This window comes from Desulfuromonas sp. TF (assembly GCF_000472285.1).
Taxonomy (GTDB): Bacteria; Desulfobacterota; Desulfuromonadia; order Desulfuromonadales; family ATBO01; genus ATBO01.
Genome location: NZ_KI421426.1, coordinates 166,186 through 191,211 on the forward strand (window position 1 = coordinate 166,186; position 25,026 = coordinate 191,211).

The 25,026-nt window shown below is 61.3% G+C and carries 20 protein-coding genes; 8 read left to right on the forward strand and 12 right to left on the reverse strand.

The window, feature by feature from the left end:
* On the reverse strand, positions 1–124 hold a 124-nt coding region (locus DTF_RS27885), incomplete at its 3' end, for a helicase HerA-like domain-containing protein (protein ID WP_226989427.1).
* Between the two features lie 398 nt (positions 125–522).
* Here DTF_RS27885 and mscL point away from each other — a divergent pair.
* The 3 genes from mscL to DTF_RS24550 all read left to right on the forward strand — a co-directional run bounded on the left by mscL (position 523) and on the right by DTF_RS24550 (position 3,349).
* Entirely contained in the window at positions 523–981 is a 459-nt protein-coding gene (gene mscL, locus DTF_RS0118825) for a large-conductance mechanosensitive channel protein MscL (protein ID WP_027716578.1), read from the forward strand.
* A gap of 142 nt (positions 982–1,123) precedes the next feature.
* Positions 1,124–2,155 (forward strand): TerC family protein, encoded by a 1,032-nt coding sequence (locus tag DTF_RS24545; protein ID WP_035058148.1) that lies wholly within the window; start codon positions 1,124–1,126, stop codon positions 2,153–2,155.
* Positions 2,156–2,218: 63 nt separating this feature from the next.
* Complete coding sequence (locus tag DTF_RS24550) at positions 2,219–3,349, forward strand: AI-2E family transporter (protein WP_051361471.1); 1,131 nt, start codon at positions 2,219–2,221, stop codon at positions 3,347–3,349.
* A gap of 105 nt (positions 3,350–3,454) precedes the next feature.
* Here the strand turns inward: DTF_RS24550 and DTF_RS0118840 are convergent, their stop codons facing one another.
* A complete protein-coding gene (locus DTF_RS0118840; RefSeq protein WP_027716579.1) occupies positions 3,455–4,531 on the reverse strand; it encodes an endonuclease/exonuclease/phosphatase family protein in 1,077 nt (358 codons plus the stop codon).
* Positions 4,532–4,614: 83 nt separating this feature from the next.
* Here DTF_RS0118840 and DTF_RS0118845 point away from each other — a divergent pair, with 83 nt between their 5' ends.
* From DTF_RS0118845 to DTF_RS0118865, 5 genes are all read left to right on the forward strand, one after another.
* Positions 4,615–4,836 (forward strand): hypothetical protein, encoded by a 222-nt coding sequence (locus DTF_RS0118845; RefSeq protein WP_027716580.1) that lies wholly within the window; start codon positions 4,615–4,617, stop codon positions 4,834–4,836.
* A 431-nt stretch (positions 4,837–5,267) separates the two neighbouring features.
* Positions 5,268–8,942, forward strand: coding sequence for a response regulator (locus DTF_RS24555; protein ID WP_051361472.1), 3,675 nt, complete (start codon positions 5,268–5,270; stop codon positions 8,940–8,942).
* 168 nt (positions 8,943–9,110) lie between these two features.
* Positions 9,111–9,944: a protein-glutamate O-methyltransferase CheR gene (locus DTF_RS0118855; protein WP_027716581.1), complete on the forward strand. Its 834-nt coding sequence runs from the start codon at positions 9,111–9,113 to the stop codon at positions 9,942–9,944.
* Entirely contained in the window at positions 9,941–10,528 is a 588-nt protein-coding gene (locus DTF_RS0118860) for a chemotaxis protein CheB (RefSeq protein ID WP_035058151.1), read from the forward strand. Before DTF_RS0118855 ends, DTF_RS0118860 begins: the two co-directional genes overlap by 4 nt.
* A gap of 55 nt (positions 10,529–10,583) precedes the next feature.
* A complete protein-coding gene (locus DTF_RS0118865; protein WP_027716583.1) occupies positions 10,584–12,161 on the forward strand; it encodes a response regulator in 1,578 nt (525 codons plus the stop codon).
* 527 nt (positions 12,162–12,688) lie between these two features.
* On the opposite strand, the gene DTF_RS0118870 is transcribed toward DTF_RS0118865, so the two are convergent.
* From DTF_RS0118870 to DTF_RS24575, 10 genes are all read right to left on the reverse strand, one after another.
* A complete protein-coding gene (locus DTF_RS0118870; RefSeq protein WP_027716584.1) occupies positions 12,689–13,222 on the reverse strand; it encodes an acyloxyacyl hydrolase in 534 nt (177 codons plus the stop codon).
* A gap of 78 nt (positions 13,223–13,300) precedes the next feature.
* Entirely contained in the window at positions 13,301–14,740 is a 1,440-nt protein-coding gene (locus DTF_RS24560) for an efflux transporter outer membrane subunit (protein ID WP_226989424.1), read from the reverse strand.
* Positions 14,741–14,849: 109 nt separating this feature from the next.
* On the reverse strand, positions 14,850–18,032 hold the full coding sequence (locus tag DTF_RS24565) for an efflux RND transporter permease subunit (RefSeq protein ID WP_035058154.1): 3,183 nt from the start codon (positions 18,030–18,032) through the stop codon (positions 14,850–14,852).
* 10 nt (positions 18,033–18,042) lie between these two features.
* Positions 18,043–19,275 (reverse strand): efflux RND transporter periplasmic adaptor subunit, encoded by a 1,233-nt coding sequence (locus tag DTF_RS0118885; protein ID WP_226989425.1) that lies wholly within the window; start codon positions 19,273–19,275, stop codon positions 18,043–18,045.
* Positions 19,276–19,419: 144 nt separating this feature from the next.
* Positions 19,420–20,511, reverse strand: a complete 1,092-nt coding sequence (gene ydiK, locus DTF_RS0118895; protein WP_027716586.1) for an AI-2E family transporter YdiK — start codon at positions 20,509–20,511, stop codon at positions 19,420–19,422.
* Between the two features lie 105 nt (positions 20,512–20,616).
* Positions 20,617–21,267, reverse strand: coding sequence for a membrane integrity-associated transporter subunit PqiC (locus DTF_RS24570; RefSeq protein ID WP_051361473.1), 651 nt, complete (start codon positions 21,265–21,267; stop codon positions 20,617–20,619).
* A gap of 11 nt (positions 21,268–21,278) precedes the next feature.
* Positions 21,279–22,259, reverse strand: a complete 981-nt coding sequence (locus tag DTF_RS0118905; RefSeq protein WP_027716587.1) for an MlaD family protein — start codon at positions 22,257–22,259, stop codon at positions 21,279–21,281.
* Positions 22,260–22,292: 33 nt separating this feature from the next.
* On the reverse strand, positions 22,293–23,084 hold the full coding sequence (locus DTF_RS0118910; RefSeq protein ID WP_027716588.1) for an ABC transporter ATP-binding protein: 792 nt from the start codon (positions 23,082–23,084) through the stop codon (positions 22,293–22,295).
* On the reverse strand, positions 23,081–24,241 hold the full coding sequence (locus DTF_RS0118915; protein ID WP_027716589.1) for an ABC transporter permease: 1,161 nt from the start codon (positions 24,239–24,241) through the stop codon (positions 23,081–23,083). The genes DTF_RS0118910 and DTF_RS0118915 overlap by 4 nt, the downstream gene beginning before the upstream one ends.
* A gap of 59 nt (positions 24,242–24,300) precedes the next feature.
* Positions 24,301–24,678 (reverse strand): putative quinol monooxygenase, encoded by a 378-nt coding sequence (locus tag DTF_RS24575; RefSeq protein WP_193352720.1) that lies wholly within the window; start codon positions 24,676–24,678, stop codon positions 24,301–24,303.
* Positions 24,679–25,026: the final 348 nt, after the last annotated feature.

Consider the following 25,026-nt stretch of genomic DNA (forward strand, 5'->3'; position numbering starts at 1 on the left):
AGAGCGTGACCGTCTTGCCTGTCCCGGTCGCACCGGCGATGAGGCCATGACGGTTGGCCATCCGCGGGAGCAGCCCCAGAAAATTCTCTGTCTTGGCAATCGGCAGGAGGGAGAGCTGGGTCATGGGCACCTCTATTTCGTTCCTTCGCCTTCGGGGTCGCCACCTCCGCGGCCCCACAGGCTGAAGTTCTTCTGCAATGTTGAAAGTATAGCCGGTTGACAGAACTTTTCATGGGGATCAGTTTGCTATGTGAAAGGCGGATTGCTAGTCCCTCCCCCAGGTGCAAGCGCGAGCCGGAAAGAATTAGGTTTCACTTTGAAGGCCTACAAAGATGTAAATAAAGTTTTTCGGAAGATACTTATGCCTGAAGTTGACGAAGTATCATGCTGGTTGACAGCTAACTTCAAATTTCATGGTAGTCTTTATTCCGCTGATGCATACAAAGATCAGAAAATTTCGATGGGTGATGCAACTGCCAGGAGTTCAAACCAGGAAGTCATGAGAGGAGGCGCGGCATGGGCATGGTGAAGGAGTTCAAAGAGTTTGTAGCTCGCGGAAATGTCATGGACATGGCAATCGGGATTATTCTCGGCGCCGCATTCGGGGCCATCACCAAGTCCATGGTGGATGATGTCCTGATGCCGCCGATCGGATTGCTTCTGGGAGGTGTGGACTTCAGCAACTTATTCGTCGTCCTGAGGGAGGGGCTCGCTGCCGGTCCTTATCTCACCGTGGCCGACGCCAAGGAGGCCGGTGCCGTTATCCTCACCTACGGCATCTTCTTCCAGACGATCATCAATTTCCTCATCATCGCCTTCGCCGTTTTCCTCGTGGTGAAGGGGGTCAATCGGCTTAAACGCGCCCAGGAAGAGCCGCAGCCCGCAGCCGCCCCCGTCACCCGCGACTGTCCCTACTGTACCATGGCCATTCCCCTGCAGGCCCGGCGCTGTCCGCAATGCACCTCTGAGATCGAAAAATGAGTTCGGGTTTCACAGGTAATTCCGAAGACAGGACTAGAGAAACAGTGTAGTTTGAGGACAAAACGCTGTCAGGCAAACTGTGGGCACAATCGTGTCTCAGGTACCGGACTGTCCGATAAACTCAGTGTTTGGAGAATTTTTCGTGCATTCCCTCTGGCTCTGGATCGGATTCAACCTCTTTGTCCTTATGCTGCTCGCCCTCGATCTAGGTGTGCTCCACCGCAAAGAAAGGGAGGTGGGGATTCGCGAGGCGCTCCTGCTCAGCCTCGGCTACTTCGTCCTGGCGCTGCTCTTCGGAGCCGGCGTCTTTCATTTCCTGGGATCAAGCACCGGGGTCGAGTTTTTCACCGGCTACCTCCTGGAGAAGAGCCTGAGCGTCGACAACATCTTCGTCTTCGTCCTGATCTTCAGCCATTTTTCGGTTCCGGCGCAGTACCAGCACCGGGTTCTGTTCTGGGGCATCCTGGGAGCCCTGGTGATGCGTGCCGCGCTGATCCTGACCGGTGCGGCGGTTATCGAATCCTTCCACTGGGTCGTCTACATCTTCGGCGCTTTCCTCATCTTCACGGGGGGCAAGATGCTGGTGACGATCAATCAGGAACCCGACATGGAGGGGAATCGCCTGGTCCGCCTGATCCGCCGCCATTTCCGGGTGACGGAAGGCTTCGAAGGGCACAGGTTCTTCACCCGCCGCAACGGCCTGCTTTATCTGACGCCGCTGATGGTGGTACTTATTCTGGTCGAAGTCTCCGACGTGGTGTTCGCGCTCGATTCCATTCCGGCCATTTTCGCCATCACCACCGATCCGTTCATCGTCTATACGTCCAATGTCTTCGCCATCCTTGGCCTGCGGGCGCTTTATTTCGCCTTGGTGGGCATCATTTACCGGTTCCACTATCTCAAGTATGGTCTCTCACTGGTGCTCATGGTGGTCGGCGCCAAGATGCTGATCAACGCGTATTTTGGAAAAGTCATCCCCACTGAGGTTGCGCTGCTCATTACCGCCTTGCTTATCAGCGGCTCGATTCTGGTATCGATGCTCAAGACACGGGGTATGCCCGCGGCGGCCGGCGCGGCCGAGAGGGTTCACGGGTGGGTTCCCGGCAGTCCGCGCAAGCCCGAAGCGAAAGAGAGTTCCCGGACTGAACCGGGGAATGAAGAGAAGAGGAAATAATTTTTCGGAAGAGCACCCCGGCAGGCGGGTTCACGATGCAACGATCAGGAGGAAACGGAGTCAATGGCTGACGAGGAGAAAAGACAGAGCAGGGAACAGGCCAAGCTGGAGCAACGGTCATTTCTCCTGATGCTCGTCCTGGTGACATGGCTGTTTTTTTATTTGCTCAAGCCGTTTTTTGGTGCGGTTTTCTGGGCCTGCGTCATAGGCCTGTTGTTTTATCCCCTGTACCAGCGTTTATTGAAGCTCTGGGGGAACCGTCGCAACCTGGCGGCGGTGGCGACTCTTGCTGTCTGCATGTGCATCGGCATCGTCCCCCTCCTATTCGTGCTGGGCTCGTTTTTTCAGCAAGGCGCCGTCCTGTACCAGCACCTGCAGACCGGCGAGATCGATCCGGGAAAGTATGTCGAACGCATACGGGAGGCGTTCCCGGCGGTGCAGCAGTTTCTGGAACGTTTTGATCTTGACCTGAACAATCTCAAGGATCAACTCTCCGGCGCGGCCATGACCGTCAGCGGTTATATTGCACAGAACGCCGTGCAGCTCGGCCAGGGCACCCTGCAGTTGTTCGTCAGCCTCGGCCTCATGCTTTATGTGGCGTTTTTCATGCTGCGCGATGGACCTTGGCTCGTTGCCTTGCTGGTGCGCGCCCTGCCGCTCGGAGACGAGCGGGAACACCTTCTATTCGCCAAGTTCGCCGAAGTTACCCGCGCCACCGTCAAAGGCAATCTGGTGGTCGCTGCGGTGCAGGGAACCCTGGGCGGGCTGATTCTCTGGCTCCTCGGCATCCCGGGCGCGCTGCTATGGGGAATGGTGATGACCCTGCTGTCGCTTATCCCCGTGGTAGGGGCCGGTTTGATCTGGGGACCGGTCGCGATCTACCTGTTCGCCATCGGTCATTGGGGGCAGGGGCTGACCCTGACCTTGTTCGGCGTGGGTGTTATCGGCCTGGTCGATAATATTCTGCGCCCGGTTCTCGTGGGACGCGACACTAAGCTGCCGGACTATATCGTGCTGCTCTCGACACTCGGCGGCTTTGCGATGTTCGGGATGAACGGGTTCGTGATCGGTCCGTTGCTCGCGGCCCTGTTCGTGGCGTTCTGGGGGATTTTCATGCGGGAGTTCAATGCGCCGCAAATCATACTGGAAGATGACAGTTTTGCAGAGGAGGAGTCTGTAAGGGACCGTGAATGAGAGAGCAGTAAGTCCCCCCCCGGATGTGCTCCATGGGGACTTTTTTTGACTGCGGCTGCATGCCTCCGGTCCGTGTTTCGGCAGACATTCGGCCTTTGTGCCTGATTATTCGTTTGCCTCCTCAATCCCTTCCTCGATCCTCTCGCGCGCCTCATGACCGTCGTCCACCTCGGGTTTCGGACGCCCCTGCCCTTGCCGCTCAGGTTCGAAGCTCAAAACAGCCAGAATGGGAAAATGATCGGAGCCGAACCCGGGCAGGACACGCAGCTCGATGAGGCGAAAGTGGTCAGAATGGAAAACATGGTCGAGGGGCCAGCGCAGGAAAGGGTAACGGGCGTGAAAGGTGCTGTATCGGCCGCGACCGATGCGGGGGTCGAGAAGGCCGCTGATCCGCTGAAAAAGGCGCGTGGTATGCGACCAGGCCACGTCGTTCAAGTCCCCGGCGACGATTACCGGGCGCCTCAGGCCCTCCACCTTCTTCCCCACCAGCAGCAGTTCGGCATCACGGGGAGCGGAGGATTCACTCTCCTGGGGAGTCGGCGGCTCCGGGTGCACCCCCCACAGGTCGATGCGGTCTCCCGAAGGAAGGCGGACCTGCACCTGAAAGGAAGGGATATCTTGCTGCAAGAGGAAGTGGATCTTCTTCTCTGTGAGTTCGTAACGGGAGTAAAGAAGCATGCCGTAGGTATTGTCGAGGGGATAAGCCAGGGAGTAGGGAAAATCGGCTTCCAGGGGGCGCAAGCGCTCTTCCCACCATCGGTCCGGCTCCACGACCAGAAGCAGGTCGGGCTGCTCCTCGGCGATCAGTCGCCGGAAGCCGGCATCATTACGATTGGACATCAGGACGTTGGCCACAAGGAGGCGCACGGTCGCCTCCGGCCGTTCAGGGTTGGCACCGTGGACCTGCTCTTCGGCTAAAAGGGTGTAGGGGTAGATTCGCCATCCCTGATAGAGCAGGGTGGCGGTCAAAACCAACAGAAAAAAGAAGCCGGCTGAGTGAAGGGGGCGGTTGAAAAGGACGTACAGCACCAAGACGACGGCGCCGAGAATGAAGACCTGAGCCCTGGGAAAGTCGAAAATCCGGACCCACCAGACGGTCGTGCGCAGAAGAGGGAGAGCCGTGCCGACGATCACCAGCCATCCCAGAAGCAAAAGAAAACCTTTAGCAGCCGCAGCCAGCATGACCAGACCCTCCATTGCGGTCGCACCGCCATTAAATAATATCAACTAAAAAAGGGAAGGACGCCCAGGAGGTGAGAGGTTTTGTGGAAAAGTCTAAAAAACCTGATGTGCTGGGGACGGCTCAAGCCTGCCGCTTTCCCGTAGAAGAGATGGAGACCATCGTCGGCCGCCTCCTGGAGAGAATGGACGAGGTGATCCAGGCAGTAACGAACCAGCGACCCTCTTCTTTCCCTGACGACGTCGCGGGATCGATCCTGGACGGCATGAGGGAGGCGCGAGATCGCCTCATTCGGTACCGCCAGTAATCGGACTTGAAAAAAGACCCGGGGGCCACACGGACTCGATGCCGAGTTTGGCAGCGAGCAGGATCTGCGGCCACTGGTGCCAATACCCCTGGATCGTGAAAAAAAGGGCTTGCCAGAATCACTCGCAAGCCCTTGATTTTTTTTGGCCCCCACGTTGGACGTTATTCGAACTTATTTTTGCATTGCCGCCGAGGAAATCTCAGTTGGAGTCTGAAGATTCTGAACCTGCTCCAGGTGGTGTCCGATATCGCGGGGCACGGCATCGGTTGCCGCGGAGTCGCTATTCTTGAAGAGATCTTTCAAGTATCACAACCACTCAACCTCCCGAACATTATCAACTTTTTTATGGCAAATAAAAGGCGGTGAAGTTAAAATGCGTTTTCCCAAACTGAACCGTCGGCGAGCCGTCGACTGAAGAAGAGGAGCGCCCGATGATTCGAAGATTGTCGCTATCCACCCGCCTTGCCGTGGCGTTCCTGCTGGTGCTGATCCTCACCGCCGGCGTGGGGGGAATGAGCATGTTCAAGATCAATTCCCTGGCCGAGATCAACCGGAAGATCTACGATCACCCCTTTACCGTCCGAAGCAACCTCCTCGAAATCCGCCACGATATCCAGGCCATGCGCGCGCACCTGCTCTCCGTGCTGCTTGCCGATGGGGCGCAAAGTCCCGAGCGGGTGGCGGAGCAGCTTGTCACGATTGACCGACAGATCGACCGGAAGTTCCGGCTCATCAATGAGCGCTATCTGGGGCCGAAGGAGGATTTCCGGGAAATGGCGGCCGCCTACGAAGAGTGGGAGCAGGGAGCTTCCAGGGTCGTCACCCTGCTCCGGGAGGGAAAGCTGGAAGAGGCCCGTCGCCTGCGCCGGGATGAGGTGTACCCTCGCGCCGAAAAGATGCTGGCGGCGGCGGATACGATGACCGAATTCGCCGCCAACAAGGCGGCCGGTTTCCTCGCCGAGGCGAAGGGGGAACGCGCCCGGGCACTGTCCGCCATGGCGACCCTGCTGGCTTTCGCCCTGGCGGTCTGCGTGGCCGTTTCGATGATGATCATCCGCAGCATCAGCGCCCCGGTGGAAAAACTCGTCACCCTTTCCCGAGACCTCGCCCTCGGCAAGGATCTTAAGGAGCAGCCGGTCCTCTTCAATGACGAAATCGGCCAACTGGAAGGCTCCTTCAACGCCATCATCGCCGCCAACAACGAGATCGTCGCCCAGGCCCGCACCGTCGCCGCCGGCACCTATACGGAGGAGATCCGTCTTCGCTCGGATGAGGATACCCTCGGTATCTCCCTGCGCAACATGACCCAGTCCCTGGCCGACCGGGAACGGGAGACCCAGTCGGAGAACTGGCTCAAAACGGGACAGAACCAGCTCGGTGAAAACCTGCGCGGCAACCAGGAGCTGCAGGTCCTGGCCACGGCGGTGATCGGTTTTCTCGCCGAGCGGCTGCACGGGCAGCTCGGCTGCCTTTATCTGCTAGACGAGAAGGAGCGGCGGCTGCGCCTCCAGGGGAGCTACGCCTGTCCGACCGAAGATCTGCCCGCCGGTTTCGCCATGGGTGAGGGGTTGGTGGGACAGGCCGCCATCGACGACCGCACCCTTCTGCTCAGCGACATTCCCGCCGATTACCTGCGCGTCGGCTCCGCCGTGGGGACGACGCGCCCGCGCCATCTGCTCATCGTCCCCTTCCACTTCGAGGAGCGACTGCTGGGGGTAGTGGAACTGGCCTCCCTCGACCCCTTCACCGAACTGGAGCAGGAGTTCGTCGCGCGGACCTGCTCCATCCTCGGTTCCGGGTTCAGCATGGCCCTGGCGCGCAGGGAAATGCAGCAGTTGTTGCAGACCACCCTCAAGCAGTCCGAGGAGCTGCAGACCCAGCAGGAGGAGATGGCCGCCATCAACGAGGAGCTGGAAGAGCAGACCCAGGCCCTCAGGCTCTCCGAACAGCTCCTGAAGGAGCAGCAGGAGGAGCTGCGGGCGACCAATGAGGAACTGGAGGAGAAGACCCAGGACCTGGAGCTTCAGCGGGAGAATATCCTCAAGAAAAACCGGGAGCTGGAGGAGGCGCAGCAGGAACTTGAACAGAAGGCCCACGACCTGGAGATGGCCAGCCGGTACAAGTCCGACTTCCTCGCCAACATGTCCCACGAGCTGCGCACCCCGTTGAACAGCCTGCTGATCCTCGCACGCGACCTGATGGAAAACCGCGGCGGCAACCTCATCCCACAGCAGGTCGAGTCGGCCGAAGTGATCCACAACAGCGGCATCGATCTGCTGAACCTGATCAACGACATCCTCGACCTCGCCAAGATCGAAGCCGGGCACATGGACCTGTTCGAGGAGGCGCTGCCGCTCGGCGATCTCGCCGATGCGCTGAAGGCGCGCTTCCTCCCCCAGGCGAGGAAAAAGGGGATCGACCTGTTCGTTCATCTGGAGGAGGAAGTACCGGAGACCATCCATACCGACCGGCAGCGACTGGATCAGATCCTGAACAACCTGGTCGGCAACGCGGTGAAATTCACCGAAGAGGGGAGCGTGGAGGTCACCTTCGCCATCTCTGCCGGCGCCTCCCCGGCGGAGCCGGAGATCGCGGTCACGGTGCGCGATACCGGCATCGGCATCCCGGCCGACAAACTGCAGGGGATCTTCGAAGCGTTCAAGCAGGCGGAGAGCGGCACGTCTCGACGTTACGGCGGCACGGGCCTTGGTCTTGCCATCGCCCGCAACCTCGCCTCTCTGCTGGGCGGCAGCATCGAGGTGGAAAGCGCCGCCGGGGCCGGTTCGATCTTCACCCTGCGCCTGCCGCAGCGCCGCGACCAGAGGTCCCTTACTCCGGCGCTCCAGACACAGTCGCCCGCTCCGTCAAAGCCCCTCCCTTCGTCCGTTCCCGTCGACATGCCCGCCCTCGACGACGATCGCGACAGCCTGGCCAAGGGGGATCGCTCCATCCTGATCATCGAGGACGACCCCATTTTTGCCGCCACCCTGCGGGAGGTCTGCCGCTCCATGGATTTCAAGGCGATCTGCACCTTCACAGGAGAAGAAGGGCTCAGCCTGGCCCGGACCCATCTGCCGACTGCGGTCATTCTCGATCTGCGGCTCCCCGGCATGAGCGGCTGGCAGGTGCTGGAGACCCTCAAGGCCGACCCAAGCCTGCGCCATATCCCGGTCCACATCACCTCCTGCGAGCATCCCTCGCGGGAAGCCTTTACCATGGGCGCGGTAGGTTTCCTGAGCAAGCCGGCCACGCGGGAGGAACTCGAAGGGAGCCTGAGGAACCTGGAGACGGTCATCGACAAAAGCATCAAGGATCTCCTCCTGGTCGAGGACGACGACCGCCTGCGGGGGAGCATCGAGCGGCTGCTCGCCCATGACGACATCGCCGTCACCGCCGCCCCGAGCGGCGCCGCCGCCCTGGCGGCCCTGGAGGAAAAGCCCTTCGACTGCATGGTGCTCGACCTGGGACTCCCCGACATGAGCGGGTTCGAGCTGCTGAAGGCGTTGCGGGCCGACGGGCGCTGCGCCTCGCTGCCGGTGATCGTCTACACCGGCCGCGATCTGACCCGCGAAGAGGAGCGGGAGCTTCGGCAGGTCTCCGAATCGATCATCGTCAAGGGCGCCAAGTCCGAGGAGAGGCTGGTGGACGAGACCGCCATCTTCCTGCACCGGGTGGTGAACAAGCTGGGCAAGAGCCAACAGCAGGTCATCGTCAACCTGCATGATCGGGACTTCTACCTGCGCGACAAGGGGGTGCTGCTGGTCGATGACGACATGCGCAACCTCTTCGCGCTGGCCAAGGTCCTGGAGGATCGCGGGCTCAAGGTGATCAAGGCGGAAGCGGGAGACAAGGCTCTATCGATCCTCCGTGAGGGGGCGGAGGTCGACCTCGTCCTGATGGACATCATGATGCCGGGACTGGACGGCTATCAGACCACCCGCGCCATCCGAGAGCTTGGAATCAAAACCCCCATCATCGCCCTGACCGCCAAGGCGATGAAGGAGGATCGGGGCAAGTGCCTGGCGGCCGGCGCCAACGATTATCTCGCCAAGCCGGTCGACGTGGACCGGCTCATGTCGATGATGCGGGTCTGGCTCTATGCCTAACAGACTGATGAAAAACGCCCATCTGCGGCGTTGCCCTCAACTTCGTCGTTGCGACGTACCTTCCAGGTACGCCTCACTCCTCAGTTTTCGGGCGCCTTGCATCCGGGCATTTTTGATCAGCCCCACAACTTTCAACTTTGGCAAACCCATATTCTGATGGACTCAGGGATGGTCAAGCGCGATTTGCTGGAAGTGGAAGAGCTGGAAATTGACCTGCTGCTGGAGGCGCTCCACCGGCGCTACGGCTATGACTTCCGCGATTATGCCCGGGCGTCGCTGCGACGCAAGGTCCGCCAACTCGCCTCCACGGTCGGGGTGACGAAGGTGAGCGAGCTGATTCCCCGCCTCCTGCACGAGCCGGAGCTGTTCGGCAGCGTGGTCGGGACCTTTGCGACCCCGGTAACGGAGATGTTCCGCGACCCGCCATTCTTCAAGTATCTTCGGGACTCGGTCGTCCCCTACCTGAAGACCTGGCCCTTTGTCCGCATCTGGATGGCCGGCTGCGCCACCGGCGAGGAGGTCTATTCCCTGGCCATACTGCTCCGGGAGGAGGGGATCTACGAGCGCTGCACCCTGTTCGCCACCGACTTCGTCGACCCCGTGCTGCGCCGGGCCAGGGAGGGTATCTATCCCTTGCGCAGCATGAAGACCAACATCGCCAACTACCAGCGCTCAGGCGGACGGGAAACGCTCTCGGACTACTATCACGCCGACTACGATTCGATCATCATGGATGCGGGCCTCAGAAAAAACATCACCTTCGCCAATCACAATCTGGTTACGGACGGAGTCTTCAGCGAAGTCCACCTGATCCTGTGCCGCAACGTGCTTATCTATTTCAACGCCGCCCTGCAGAAACGGGTGCTGGACCTCTTTCACGACAGCCTGCTGCACGGCGGTTTCCTGAGCTTGGGGAGCAAGGAGTCGCTGCACTACAGTGGCATTGAGGCCCAGTTTGAGGAACTGGAACCGAAATGGAAGGTCTACCGCAAGATCGATTGAAGGCAAGGCAGAAAGGGAGATCGCGCCCTTTCGCCGCGGCGCTGCTCGGCGGCTCCGCCGGGGGCATCAGCGCCGTGACCACCATCGTCTCGGCGCTTCCCCCCTCCTTTTCCCTGCCGGTCGTCGTGGTGCTTCATCAGAGTCCGGGAGAGCTTGGCTGGGTGGAGTATCTCGGCCGGCAGGCCAGGCTGCCGGTGGTGGAGGCCGAGGACAAGATGCCCCTCGCCCCCGGCAGGGTCTACTGTGCGCCGGCCGGCTATCATCTGTTGCTGGAGACGGGCGGAACCCTGGCCCTGTCGGTGGATGAAAAGGTCAACTTCGCCCGCCCGAGCATCGATCTGCTCTTCTCCAGCGCCGCCGACGCCCTCGCTCCGGCGCTGATCGGGATCGTCCTGACCGGCACCAACGGCGACGGCGCCCGAGGTCTGGCCGAGATCGCCGAGGCCGGCGGTCTGGCCGTGGTACAATCGCCGCGCACGGCGGAGTGGCCGACCATGCCGGAGGCCGCCCTGGAGACCGTACCGCAGGCGCTGGTGGTGGATCTCGAAGAGATTGCGAAGATATTGGTGGAATTGACCATGTAGGGGAAATTCATGAATTGCCCCTGCATATGAATTACCTGCCCGGAAGGAATCTGACATGGATAGACCTGCCATTCTGATCGTGGATGACCGCGAGGAAAACCTGATTGCGCTGGAGCGCATTCTGGAGAGGACCGATGCCGTCATCGTCAAGGCCCACAGCGGCAATGAGGCCCTGAAGGCATGTCTCAACCACGATTTCGCCTTGGCTTTGCTGGACGTGAACATGCCGGAGATGAGCGGCTACGAGCTGGCCGAGCTGATGCGGGGAGAGAAATGCCTCTCCACCATACCGATCATTTTTCTCACGGCCGCCAACACGCAGCAGCACCAGATTTTCAATGGCTATTCCTGCGGCGCCGTCGATTACCTGATCAAGCCCTTGCAGCCTGAAATCCTCCTGAACAAGGTGACCATATTCCTGGACATCTACCTGCAGAAGCGGGAGCTGCATCTCCGCGGTCGAGCACTGGAGCAGCTCAATCGAGAGTTGCAACGGGCCACGGAGAAAGCCGAAGCGGCAACGAAAGCCAAGAGCGAATTCCTGGCTCACATGAGCCATGAAATCCGCACCCCCATGACTGTCTTTCTGGCGGTCATCGAACACCTTCGGCAAATCGACGAAAACCCTGAACGCCGCCATCTTCTGGATATGGCCGATCAGTCGGCAAGGCGCCTGCGTTTTCTCATCGACGACATCCTCGACTTCTCGCGGATAGAGGCACGGCGAGTCGATCTGAAGGAGGAGACGTTCGATCTGCGGAGCTGCATGCGTGAGGCTGTGGAGATGTTTGACCTCTCCGCCAGAGAGAAAGACCTGCGCCTCGAAACGGAGGTGTCGCCTGATACGCCTCCTGTCGTGCTCGGCGACCCTTCCAGACTGGGACAGGTGCTGATCAACCTGGTCGGCAACGCGGTAAAGTTCACCCACGAAGGGGGGGTGCGCATCTCCGTGCAGCCCCGGGAAGATCTCCTGGAATTCTCTGTCATCGACTCCGGTATCGGCATTCCGGAGGAAAAACGCCATCTGCTCTTCCAGAGTTTCAGCCAGATTGACTCCACCTTCCAACGCCAGTACGGGGGCACCGGACTGGGGCTGGCGATCTCCAAGGGGCTGGTCGAGTTGATGGGAGGGCGGATCGAAGTCCAGGGCCGGAAGGAAGGGGGCAGCATCTTCACCTTCACTCTTCCCTTGAAGGCCGCCGAAAGCGGGAAACTCTCATCACCCGAAACTCTGTCGAAAAAATCAGGAGGAGAAAGTCCGTCCGCCCACATCCTGCTGGCTGAAGATGAGCCCATTATTCGAGAGTTGATCACCCTTCTTCTGGCACGTCGTGGCTGGCAAGCGGATACAGCCGAATCCGGACGGGAAGCCATAGAAAAGTGGGAGGGAGGGGAATTCGACATTGTCCTCATGGACCTGCAGATGCCGGCCATGAACGGTCTGGAGGCGTCCCGGGAAATCCGGAAGAGGGAAGCCGAAGGAGACAGGCGCACCTGCATCATCGGCCTTACTGCTCATTCATGGGGCGAAATAATGGATGACTGCTTGAAGGCGGGGATGGATGAGGTATTGACCAAGCCGGTTCAGATGGATGACCTTTATTCGGCTATTGACAGGTGTCTGTCGAAATGAAGACTCGTAGGGGGTACACAGACATTGAGATCCGATGGTGACCGGACGTTATTCGAAGTTTTTTCACGCTCCCACAGGCAAAAGGTGAGTTATGAGACTCCGATTAACGGGACCAATCCAGATCGATATCGGATCAGTTCCCAGTTTCCTCTTCGGTGAGTTTGTAGCCCATCTCTGTCCCCACTCTGTCTGATTTCCTGTTCACTCCCCAGTATAGCAGGGAGTTTACCGGGCCCGGTCACGGCGGTTCGGCGCGGGAGGATGCCGCTTGAAATCGAGTGAACAAAAAAAGCCCCACAGCTCTGGAGGGAATGAGCCATGGGGCGAAACTTTTTTTGGAGGTTCTGAAGAAGATCGTCGGGACCCGCTGCGCTGCCACACAGATCCCTGGTTCTCCGGGTCGTCTGCCACAACGACCCTTTCGATGGTTCCCAAGATAACGGGTCGTTCAAGAAAAATAAACGTGGGTGCCCGTAAAATTACCATCGGGTTTTCACAAGAACCGACTGTGCAAAGGCACAGTCGGTCTAAAACGGGAATGCAAGGGAGAGAAAGAGTGAGTCGTTGCCGGGGTTACTATCGTGCAGGTCGGCATTGGAGATGTGCTGGTAGCGGACTCCCGCACGCAGTCCATTTTCCAACCGGTAGTCTATCGTCAGGTTCTCGATGAATTGAAAGACGCCGCCGAGATCCTTGCTGTCTCCCCGTTCGTACCCCCCGGCTCCCCACGACAGGTTTAAGGCGAAGTCTCCGATGGCGAAATCGGCATGGATGCCCGCATACCCAAAAAAGGCTTCATCGGTGTTGGCCAAAAGACCGATAACGGGTCCAATGAAATAATATTTTTTGCCGCCCCTCCATTCAAGGTTGGCTGCAAGAGCGTCATCCCCGTCGAAGGCGTCAAACCGCCCCGCTGCCATATCGAGGTAGTGAGGACCGTTCCCCAGGATCTCCACTTTTCCGAACCGGGAAAAGGTCTCCTGCCGGTCGGCAGCCCGGGCTGGCGGCGAAGCCAGCATGACCAGTACAAAACTGAGAATAATGGCAGGCATGTTTTGCATAAGAACCCCCCTATCCGGGTTTGAAATCGCTTGAGTAATCCCCCCCAAGATCCGGAAGCCCGATTGTCGGAACTTTGCTCACCGGGCGACCTCCGCCTCTTCCACGCCGCCATCCCCGGCGGGTAAAGCCGGTCCGACGCCGGTGAGCCGGTCGGCTTCGTTCACCCAGCCGCCCCCCATGGCGCGGTAGATGTCGACCAGTGAGGTGAGGACGAGGGTCTGGGTATCCACTAAGTTGAGCTGTTCCGAGAAGAGGGAGCGGTCGGCGTCCAGGACCTGCAGGTAGCTGACGGTACCCCCCTCGTACTGATGCCGCGACAGCCGCGCGTAATCGCCCAGCGCCCGCACCTGCCGCCCCTGCGATGCGAGCTGCTCATTCCCCTTGGTGGTGCTCACCAGGGCGTCCTCGACCTCGCGAAACGCCGTCAGGATTGCCTGCTGGTACTGAAACAGCGCCTGCTGCTGCAGCGCCTCGGCCTGATCGACCTGCCCCGAGACGGCGCCGAAGGTAACGACGGGTGCCAGGGCGCTGCCGCCGAGGGACCAGATTTCCGATCCTGAATCGGAGAGATCGGAGAGTTCCGAACTCGCCACACCCAGAAGCCCGGTCAGCGATATCCGCGGGAAGTAGAGCGCCTTGGCGGCTCCGATCTGGGCATTGGCGGCCACCAGGTTCTGCTCGGCCTGGACGATGTCGGGGCGCCGCTCCAGCAGCGCCGACGGGAGATCTGCGGGAATGCCGGGGGCGGTCAGTTCGTCGATCGTTTTCCCCCGTGGGATCGGCCCGGGGTTGCGCCCCAGGAGAACGGAAAGGAGATTCTCCTGTTGCCGGACCAGCGACTCGAATTGGGGAATGGCCTGGCGGGCGATCTCGTACTGGGCTTCGGCCTGGCTCAGTTCGACCCGCGAGATGGTGCCGTACCGGTGGCGGTCCTGAAAGAGCTTCAGCCCCCTGGCGTACACCCGCTCCGTATCCCGGGCGATCTCCAGCTGCCGGTCCAGTCCCCGCAGGACGATGTAGCCGTTGGCCACGCTGGCCACGAGGGTGAGGACCACCGCCCGGCGTCCCTCCTCGCTGGCGAACACCTGGGCCCGCGCCGACTCGGAAGCGCGGCGGATGCGCCCCCAGATGTCGATCTCCCACGAGACGTCGAGGAACGCCTCGTAGAAGTCATATGTGGAGTTTGGAACAATGACGGGGCCGGTCTCGGTATCCCGCTGCCGCGACGCCGCGATCCCGGCGCCGAACTGGGGAAAGAGTTCCGAGCGGGTCGTGGCAAGCGCCCCTAGGAACTGGTCGACCCGGGCCGCGGCGGTTCTGAGGTCATAATTTTCCCGCAGGGCCGTCTCGATGAGGCCGTTCAGCACCGGATCCCCGAACTGCTGCCACCAGGCGGTATCGGCCATATCCGACGCCGCCTGATATTCGATCCGCCAGGAGGGGGGAGTTTCGATCTGCGGCCGCACGTAGTCGGGGCCGAGGGTGCAACTAGTCAGCAGGAGAGGGAGGCTGATCAAAAATGCCCAGATGCAAGGCGGACGAAATCCTGAGGAATAAGGCGTACCTGAAAGGTACGTCGTTGACGACGGATGAGGACAACGACGCAGATGGGCGTTTTTCATCAGCCTAGGCATGACTCACACCTCCTTCCTCTCCGGAGCCGCCAGTAGCCGGCCGGTCTTCCGCGCCTCTCTTCTTTTTCTTCCGCCGGCTGAATAACCCGCCGACCCCCTCGAGCAAAACGAAAAAGAGGGGCACGAAGAAGGAGGCCACCAGGGTCGAGGCTAGCATCCCGCCGATGACGCCGGTGCCGATGGCGCGCAGGCTGTTGGCGCCGGCGCCGTGGGCGATGGCCATCGGCACGCAGCCGAGGATGAAGGCGAGAGAGGTCATGACGATGGGGCGCAACCGCAGCCGCGCCGCCTCGATGGCCGCCTCCTCCAGCGCCATCCCGGCGCGGACGTTCTCGGCCGCGAACTCGATGATCAGGATGGCGTTCTTGGCGGCCAGACCGACCAGGGTCACCATCCCCACCTGGAAGTAGACATCGTTCTCCAGGCCGGCGATCCAGGTGAAGAACAGGGCGCCCAGGATGGCGAAGGGGACCGCCAGGACGACCCCGATGGGGAGGGTCCACTTCTCGTACTGCGCCGCCAGGATCAGAAAGACCATGATCAGGCCGAAGACGAAGGCCGCCGACGAGGTGCCGCCGGCCTTCTTTTCCTCGTAGGCCTGGCCGGCCCAGGCGAAATCGTACCCCTGGCCCAGCACCTGCCGGGCCGTCTCCTCCATGGCGGCGATCGCCTGGCCGGTGCTGAAGCCGGGCGCCTGGCTGCCGGTGACCTTCGCCGCCGGGAAGCCGTTGAAACGGGTAAGCAGGTTGGGTCCGGGGACGTAGCGGGAGACGATCAGCGCCGACAACGGCACCATCTGGCCGTTGCTGGAGCGGACGAAAAGCTGGGCGAAATCGTCCGGCGCGTCGCGGTATTCCGGAGTCGCCTGGATGATCACCTGCCAGATGCGGCCGAACTGGGTGTACTGGGAGACGTAGGAGGAGCCGAAATACGTCTGCAACGTCTCGAAGACAGTGGAGACCGATACGCCGAGGGTTTCCGCCCGGGCGCGGTCGAGATCGAAGTAGAGCTGCTGCTGCGAGGCGGAAAAGGTGGAGGCGACGGACGCCAGTTCCGACCGCTGACGGCATCCGGTGATGAATTCCTTGACCTTCTTCTCCAGCTCCTGCGGCGTGCCGCTCCCCTTGCTCTGGATGTAGAACTCGAAGCCGCCGGTGGTGCCCAGGCCGGGAATCGACGGCGGGTTGAGTGGCATCACCAGCCCTTCCCTGATCTGCGCGAATCTGCGACGGGCATCGGCGATAACGGCGAAGGCCGTCCCCTCTTCCCCCTCGCGCTCTTCGTATGGCTTCAGTGAGGCGAACATGAGGGCGGCGTTGGTCCGGTTCTGGCCGTCGATGATGCTGTAGCCGTCGAGTTGGGCCACATCCGATACGGCCTCGTTTTCTTGCAGCAGCGACACCGCCCGGTCGCTGACCGCAATCGTTCGCTCCAGGCTCGCCGCATCCGGCAGCATGCTGGCGACGAAGATGTACCCCTGGTCCTCTTCGGGGACAAAGCTCCCCGGAACCAGCCGGAAGAGGAAGACGACGCCGACCAGGACGGCGACGAAGAGCCCGACCCCGATCAGCTTGTGCCCGACCAGGAAGCGCACCCCGACGACGTAGCCGTCAGTGAGCTTGCCGAACCCCTTCTCGAACCACTTGAAGAATCCCCGTTTCTCCTTGTGCTGCGCCTTCAGGATGCGGGCCGCCATGGCCGGGGAGAGGGTCAGCGCCACCACCCCCGACAGGACCATGGAAATGGCGATGGTGATGGCGAACTGCTTGAAGAGGGTGCCGGTCATGCCGCCGAGAAAGGCGACCGGCAAAAAGACCGAACCGAGCACCAGGACGATGGCGACCAGGGCGCCGGCCAGCTCCGACATCGCCTTCTTCGAGGCCTCCATCGGTGTCATGTGGAGGGTCGCCATATTGTGCTCGACGTTCTCGACGACAATGATGGCGTCATCGACCACCAGGCCGATGGCGAGGATCATCCCGAAGAGGGTGAGCATGTTGGTAGAGAAGCCGAGGCCCAGGATGCCGATGTAGGTGCCGATGATGGCGATCGGCACCGCCATGATCGGGATGAGGGTGGCGCGAAAGCTCTGCAGGAAGAGGAAGACGACGAGGACGACGAGGATCACCGCTTCGAAGAATGTATGGACCACCTTCTCGATCGACGCCTCGGTGAACTTGCTGGTGTCGAGAACGATCTTGTAGTCGAAGCCGGGGGGGAAGGTCGGCTCGAGCTGGTCGATGAGGGCGCGCACCTGTTCCGAGGTCTCGATGGCATTGGCGCCCGGCTGCTGGTAAACGACGAGCGCCACCGCCCGCTTGCCGTTGACCTTGCTGGCGATGGAGTAATCCTTGCTCCCCATTTCGGCGTAGCCGACGTCTTTCAGCCGGACTATGGCAGCTCCCTCGCTGGTGGCGCGGACGATGATGTCCTCGAACTCCGCCGGGTCGGCGAGCATCCCCTGGGTGGTGACGACGAAAGACTGCTGCGTTCCTTTAGTCGTCGGCGCCTGTCCGATCTGCCCGATGCCGAAGGCCCGGTTCTGCCGCTGGATGGCCTCGGCCACCTCCTGGGAGGTGATGCCGAGCTGGGCCAGCCGGTCGGGTTTGAGCCAGATGCGCATGGCGATATCCGGCACCGGAAACATGGTCGAAAGATTGGCGCCCGAAATCCGCTTGATCGGATCGAGCACGTAGAGGTTGGTAAAGTTGGACAGATAGGTCTGGTCGTAGCGGTCATCGGGGGAGAAGAAGCTGATGACCATCATGAACGCCTGCGAGCGCTTCTCCACCGTTACCCCCTGCTTGGTGACGATGTCGGGGAGCTTGGGCGATGCCTGGCTGACCCGGTTCTGTACGTTCACCTGCGCCAGGTCCGGGTCGGTTCCCGGCTCGAAGGTGACGGTCAGCGTCATGTTGCCGGTAGAGGAACTGGTCGAGGACATGTAGGTCATGCGGTCGACGCCGTTCACCTGCTGCTCGATCGGGGCGGCGACGGTGTTGGCGATGACCTCGGCGGTGGCGCCCGGATAGACGGCGCTCACCTGAACGGTCGGCGGCGCGATGTCCGGGTACTGAGCGATGGGGGTCGCCCGCATCGCCACCAGCCCGGCCAGGGTCAGGATGATCGAAATGACCGCCGCGAAGACCGGTCGGTCGATAAAGAAACTTGCCATAGCACCTCTCCTATTTTTCTGCCGGGGGCGTCGCGGAACCGGCATTCGCTGGAGCGGCTGGAGTCGCTTCCGCGGCAACGGCCTTCACCGGCGCCCCCGGTGTCAGCCGCTGGAAGCCGTCGACGATCACTTTGTCGCCGGCCTTCAATCCCTGTCTGACGACCCAGTCGTCGCCGATCCATTCCCCAACCACGACCGGCCGCTGATCGGCCAACCCCTCCTCGTTCACCCCGTAGACGACGTGCCCGTTGGGGGTTTCCTGGACCGCCTTCTGCGGCACGACGATGGCGTCGGGGCGGACGGCGCCGCTGACGATCGCCGTGACGAACATCCCCGGCCGCAGCATGGCTTGCGGATTCGGCAGCTCGGCCCGGACCAGGAATGTGCCGGTGTCCCGACTGAAGGACGGATCGGCGAAGCTGATCTTTCCCGGGTAGGGGTAGCGGCTGCCGTCGGGCAGCTTGATCTCGACCTGGTAGGCCTGGTTCGGCGGCGGCACCAGAATTCCCTTCGCCACCTCGTCCTGCAACCGGGCGAATTCGTTCTGTGAGACGCTGAAGTTGATCCAGATCGGGTTGACCTGCGCCACATAAGTGAGGCGCGCCGTCTCTCCCATCGGGTTGAGGAAGGCGCCTTCCCGCACGAGCGAGCGGCTGGACAGCCCGGTGACGGGGGAGCGGATGACGGTGTAGCCGAGGTTCAGTTCGGCTTCGTCGAGCCTGGCCTGGGCCTGGTAGACCGCCGCCTCGGCCGACTGCACCGCGCCGGTGGCGTTGTCTAGGTCGCTCTTGCTGGCGGCATCCAGTTCGGCAAGGGGCTTGATCCGGTCCAGGTTGGCTTTGGCCGTCCAGAGCTGGGCTTTTGCACGGGCCAGTTCTCCCCTGGCCGCGGCAACCTGGGCCTTGAATGGCTTCTGGTCCATCCGGAAGAGCACCTGTCCCGCCTTCACCACGTCCCCTTCGCGGTACGCGATCTTCTCGAGGAAGCCGCTCACCCGGGCGACCACTTCCACCTGATGGGAGCTTTCCGTCTGGGCGACGAAAGACATCGTCACCGGGACGGTTTTCGGCGTCACGGTGACCACCCCCACTTCTGGAACGGGCGGCGCGACCTTGGGCGCCTCCTTCTCGCAGCCGCAGAGCATGCCCGTAAGGACCAGGAGGAGGACGGCCGGCATGGAACAATGGGAGAGGATCTCCCGGAAACTACGACGTCGGGTTTTGATGAATGTCGACATGAACATGACTGTTCTCCTTCATGGCCGGCGGTCTTTACAGCACCCCGCTCTCTTCAACCGCTGTTTTTGTTGCTGTCTCGGGCTGCGAGCAGGCGCTTTTTCTCCGGGTTCATGGTCTCCTTCCCAGCCGATTTGGGCTGAGCCTGGAATTTACGCTGCGGCATCGACGGAAGACTCCTTTTCTTCACTCTCGCCCAGGATGACCCATTCCCTGAGCAGGGTGTAGGTGACGGCGAGCATCACCGGGCCGATGAACAGCCCGATGACACCGAAGGCGATGAGCCCACCGATCACCCCGGCAAAGATCAGCACCAGGGGTAGGTCGGCCCCCCGCCTGATGAGGACCGGCCGGACGAAGTTGTCCAGGAGTCCGACGAAGAGCGCCCAGACGATCATCGCCGTACCCCACAGATTCTGGTCCTTCCAGAAGAGCCACACCACGACGGGAATGAATACAAGATGCGGCCCCACCTGGGCGACGCAGAGGATGAAGATGACCGTCGCCAGCACCGCTGCCGCCGGCACTCCGGCCACGGCCAGGCCTATCCCCCCGAGGAACGCCTGGATCAGGGCGGTGACGATCACCCCGAGAGCGACGCTGCGGATGGCCCGGGCGGCGAGAATGGCGGCGTCCTCGCCGTTTTTCCCTGCCAGCCGCCGGGCGAAGCGGCACACGCCGCGTCCAGCCGTCTCGCCCTTCGCGTAGAGGATGGCGCTGATGATGACGGTCAGGAGGAACTGCACCATCAGCATCCCCGCATTTCCGGCCTGGGCGATCACCCCCCGCGCGAAACTCCTCGCATAGGGGGCCAGTCGCTCGGACAACGCTCCCGGACCGGCAGAGGCCAGCAGGTTCCAGCGGTCGGCGAGTTTCGGTCCGACGAAGGGCAGCTGCTCGACCCAGGCGGGCGCCGGCGGAAGGGTCAACGTGGCGAGGGATTTCACCCAGCCGGCAATATCGTCGGTTCGCTCCAGAAGGCTGAGGACGGCGATGGTGAAGGGGATGATGAAGACCAGCAGGAGCGCAACCGTCATCACCGTTACGGCAAGCGCCCGCTTTGCCCACAACCGTTCCTGGAGGGCGAGCATCAACGGCCAGGTGGCCACCACGAACATGGTCGCCCAGACGAGAGCCGTCAGGAAGGGGTGCAGAATCCATCCACTGGCCCCGATGAGGATGCCGATGAAGAGTACCGCCAGCGTCGTACGGGTGACGTCGCGGGAAGACTCGTTCCGCACCACGGAGCCCCTCCGCTTGCGTGAAGCTGCAGGAGGCAGGAAGCGTTTGGACTGAGCCCTTATCATCTGCATAAAAACCTCTTCCTCAAAAACCGGGATTTCAACAATCTATTCCTTCGGGCGGACCTGCGCCGGAGAGGTGCTCAGCGCGTCCTTCGCCACCGTCATGCCTTGGGCGATCTCACGGCTCAGTTGCCCGACGGCACCGCTGACGGCCGCCACCAGTGATTCGTAGCTCCCGCCGGCCACCCGTTCGGTGAAGGTCGAGAGCCCCCTCGCCACTTCCTGCCTCTCCTCCCCCGTGACGACGAGCCACTGGGCCTTTAGCTCTACCCGGTCCTCAGGGATGCAGTCGAGGCGCAGGACCCGGACCTCGGTCCTGAAATCCGGTGTCCCGTAACGCATCCCCGGATAGGCGACCACCCGGTCGGATGAAAGCAGAGCCGAGAGGTTTTCCACCAGGACCGTGGTGATATTGTCCCCGAGGGAGCCGCCCCAGCGGTGGAATTCGGCGAGCTTGAGACCGGTGGTGCCGTCGCGGGTGACGATCGGCGAACGATCCAGGTAATCGGGGATATCGACCGGCGCAACGCTCACCGAAACCGGATGCGCTCCCTGTCGCTCAACCGCCTTCATCTCCTGCTGGGGGATGGGAGTGAGCGTATACAAGCGCGCCGGAGGCGACGTTCCGCAGCCGCCGACGACTGCGGCGACCACTCCCGCGAACAGCATTTTTGCCAGTGAAAATCCTTGTCGCATCGCCTCCCTCCCTATTCAGCGGCCTTGCCTCTCAGCAGGGCCTCGGGGTGCCGCTCCAGATAATCGGTAACCTGACGGAGCGACCGGGTCACTTCGGAGAGATTCCGCATGGTCCTGTACATCTGGCCGGCCATGGGCGAATCTTCTCCGTATGTCTGCAGGGTCCGCTCGGAATTCTTGAGGGCCGACCGGGCTGAATCAAGAGTGGTTTGCACTTCACTGAGTGTCTGCCTGATATCCTCGCTGACCGTCACCATCGTCTTTTTCGTTTCGACCAGGGCCGAATCGGCGGAGCGGGCGGCCCGTTCCATGCTCTCGGCGAGGGTGCCGACTCTGCCGTTGAGGTTCTGCATCAGCGCCCGGGTTTCCTCGAGAGCGGCGTCCAGCGACTGCATCGTCCGTTTCGCATCGATGTCGTTGACGAGCCTGTCGACCCCTGCAAGCGTGTGGTTGAGGGTTTCCACCATCTCCTTGATCGGCAGATTCTCCACCGTCTTCTGCAACTCCTCGAGGGGGGTGGGGATGCTCGGAACCTCTGGGTACTCCTTGACCAGCCCCACGAACCGGGCCGGTTTGTCGGGAAAAAAGTCCAGGGAAACCATCAGCTGTCCGGTGACGAAGCTCTGGGTTTCCAGCTGGGCCCTCAGGCCCGCCTCGACAGCCTTCTCGATCGATTTCGGTTCCCTTTGAAACTCGGCCCGGGTCCCCTTGAACCGGGCCGGTTGCAGGGAGAAGATCACGGGAATGGTCACCCGGCCGGTCGCGGGATCGGCCATGATGGTGATGTCGTTCACCGCTCCCACCTTCACTCCCCGGAACATCACGGGCGAACCGACGTTCAGCCCCTTCACCGATCCCTCGAAGTAGGTGACGAAGACATGCTCCCGGGTAAAGAACTTCCCGGCGCCCAGCACCAGGACCCCCGCGACCAGCAGGACGACGGCGCCGAGGACGAACGCTCCGATCGCTGTCTTGCTCACCTTCTTGCTCATGGATCCTCCGCTGTCCGGCTCTTGCCGGCTCCTTCAGGCGCTCCGCCTGCCTTCACCCCGGGTCAGAAAGTTGATGATCTTCGGGTCCTCCGACTCCCGGAGAAGCCGTTTCGGATCACCGGCGGCTGTCATCGTCTTGGCGTCGGGATCGAGAAAGACCGAATTGGAGCCTATGGCGAAAATACTCGAAAGCTCATGGGTCACCACCACCACCGTGGCGCCCCTGCTTTCGCTGAGCTCGATGATCAGGTCATCCAGCAGCCGGGCGCTGACGGGATCCAGACCGGCGGAAGGCTCATCGAAAAAAAGGATATCCGGGTCGAGAGCCATGGCCCGCGCGAGCCCGGCCCGCTTTTTCATGCCGCCGCTGATTTCCGAGGGGTAGAAATCCTCGAACCCTCCGAGCCCCACCAGCGCCAGCTTGAACGAGACCAGATCGCGACTCTGATCGGGAGAAAGAGGTGTGTACAACTCCAGGGGCATGGCGACGTTCTCCGCCAGGGTCATGGAACTCCAGAGGGCGCCGCTCTGGAAAAGGATGCCGAAGCGCCGTTTGAGCCGTTCCTGTACTTCCGGCTCCGTCTCCCAGTAGCTGATCCCGTCGTAGAGGATCTCTCCTTTGGCGGGGCGCTTGAGCCCCACCAGGTGTTTGAGCAGGGTGCTCTTGCCGCAACCGCTCCCCCCCATGATGATGAAGATGTCGCCCCGGTTGATGGTGAAGTTCAGGTCGCGCATCAGCACGAAGCTGCCGTAGGACATCTCCAGACCCCGGACGACGATGACCGGCTCTTTTGGGCTCAGGTTCTGTGCCTCGGCTCCATTCATATTCCAATCACCTGACAGGAAAGGGTAATGACCGCCGTAGCGACGACGATGCTGACGATGCCGGTGACCACCGCCGAGGTGGCGGCATAACCGACGGCCGAGGCGCTTCTCTCGCACTGGAGGCCGCGCAGACAGCCGAACACTGCCACCAGGACGCCGAAAACGAAACTGTGGAACAGTCCGATCGTGAAATGGGTCAGGTTCAGGGCGTTCCTCGACTCGTTCACGTATTCGATGACGCCGAGGTCGAGCATCCCCACCCCGACGAACATCCCCCCCAGAATCCCCATCAGATCAGCGTAGATGCAGAGAAGCGGCATCATCAGCATGAGGGCAAGCATCCTGGGCAGAACCAGGAACTCGACAGGCGAAAGCCCAAGGGATTCCAAAGCATCGATCTCCTCGTTCACCTGCATGGTGCCGAGCTGAGCGGCGAAGGCCGCTCCGGTCCGGCCGGCCATGATGATGCCGGTCATGATGGCGCCCATGACCCGCACGACTCCGATCCCCACAACATCGGCCACGTAGATCTGCGCCCCGAAGAGCTTCAGCTGGATGGCGGCCACGAAGGCCAGAATCATTCCGACCAGCAGGCTGATGAGGGAGACGATGGGGAAGGCCTGGGAGCCGGTTTCCTGGATGGCCGTGAGCAGGTCCACGCGTCGGAAATTGGCCTTTCCCCGCAGCATTCTGAAAAAAGCCGCGGTCGCCTCGCCGATGAAGGTGAGGGTCGCCTTGAATCCCCGGAACCGATCGAAGGCCCGGTCGGCGACCCGCTCCAGGAACGGCGCCCGCTTCCCACCCCGCGTCACCCCGGAGCGCTGGTTCTCGGGAGAGGCCAGGCGGAGCAGCTTTTGCACTCCCAAGGGAAGTCCGGACTGATCGATTTCGGCTTCGGTCTGACGGCAGGCATTGAAAAAACTGGCCAGCCAGACCAGCAGCCCGCTGTCCCAGTAATCGAGCTTCCCGGTGTCGAAGGCAACCCGGGCGACGGTCGGCTGTGCCCCGAGTTCTCTCCCGACAGTCTCCGGGGGCGGGAGCTTTCCGCCAAGCTGCCAGCTTCCCGAAAGATGCACGAGGAGGATGGCGGCCTCCGGCCGGCTTACGCTGAGTTCGGCTGCGGCAGGTTTCGGTTTGCTGCTGGCTTCCGCTGCCATAGAACCCCCTGTGCATGCGCGTCAATGGACCTTTCAATCTCCCGCGGTCCTGATCGGTTTCATGATGGATCTCTTTGCGTCAGTTCGCCGTCCACTGTTTCGTCCTTGCCTGCTTTCGGCCTCCGCACCGCCTCGATCAACTCCAGGCCGCAGGTACTCGCTACTTCATAAATACAGACCTCCGGCACCGTACTCGATAGCTCCATCCCCTCCAGAAGCCTGGCATAGAGGCTCGAGCGCATTTGCCTGTGCATCTCGCCGATGCTTCGCCACTGCTCGATATAAAGAATCGCCTGATCTTCTCCGTGCTCCACGTAAATGCTGCAGTTCATACACCCCACCGAGGCCTGGGTGGGACCTTTCATGGACAGGAGAATATCCAGGACTTCCTGGCGTTTCTCCGGCAGAGGAACAATTTTGATAAGTGACAGCCTCATGCCCTCCATCATTCCGAGATTCGTACCAAACCTACGGGAAAGCAGTCTGTTTTAAATTGTTCTTTGTTTTAGAGTGGTTGATTGATTTCGGCGAGAAAAAGGGATGAATTTGTGGGCAGGGGCGGGGCGACATATCGTCCCCGGGACGATATGTCGCCCTAATACCCCTGAGGTTATCCGGGACTCTTTCTGGGCTGATCAATAGTGCCCAGGAGCCTGTCGGACTATCCGGGCCGAAGCGAAAATTTGGAAGCTTGAGCCAAGATTTTGACTCGTTTGAGAGCTCATAGCCATAGCTATGGGCCGAAAAGGAGCTGAAGTATGGGCCAAGCAGCCGAATTTGCAGCC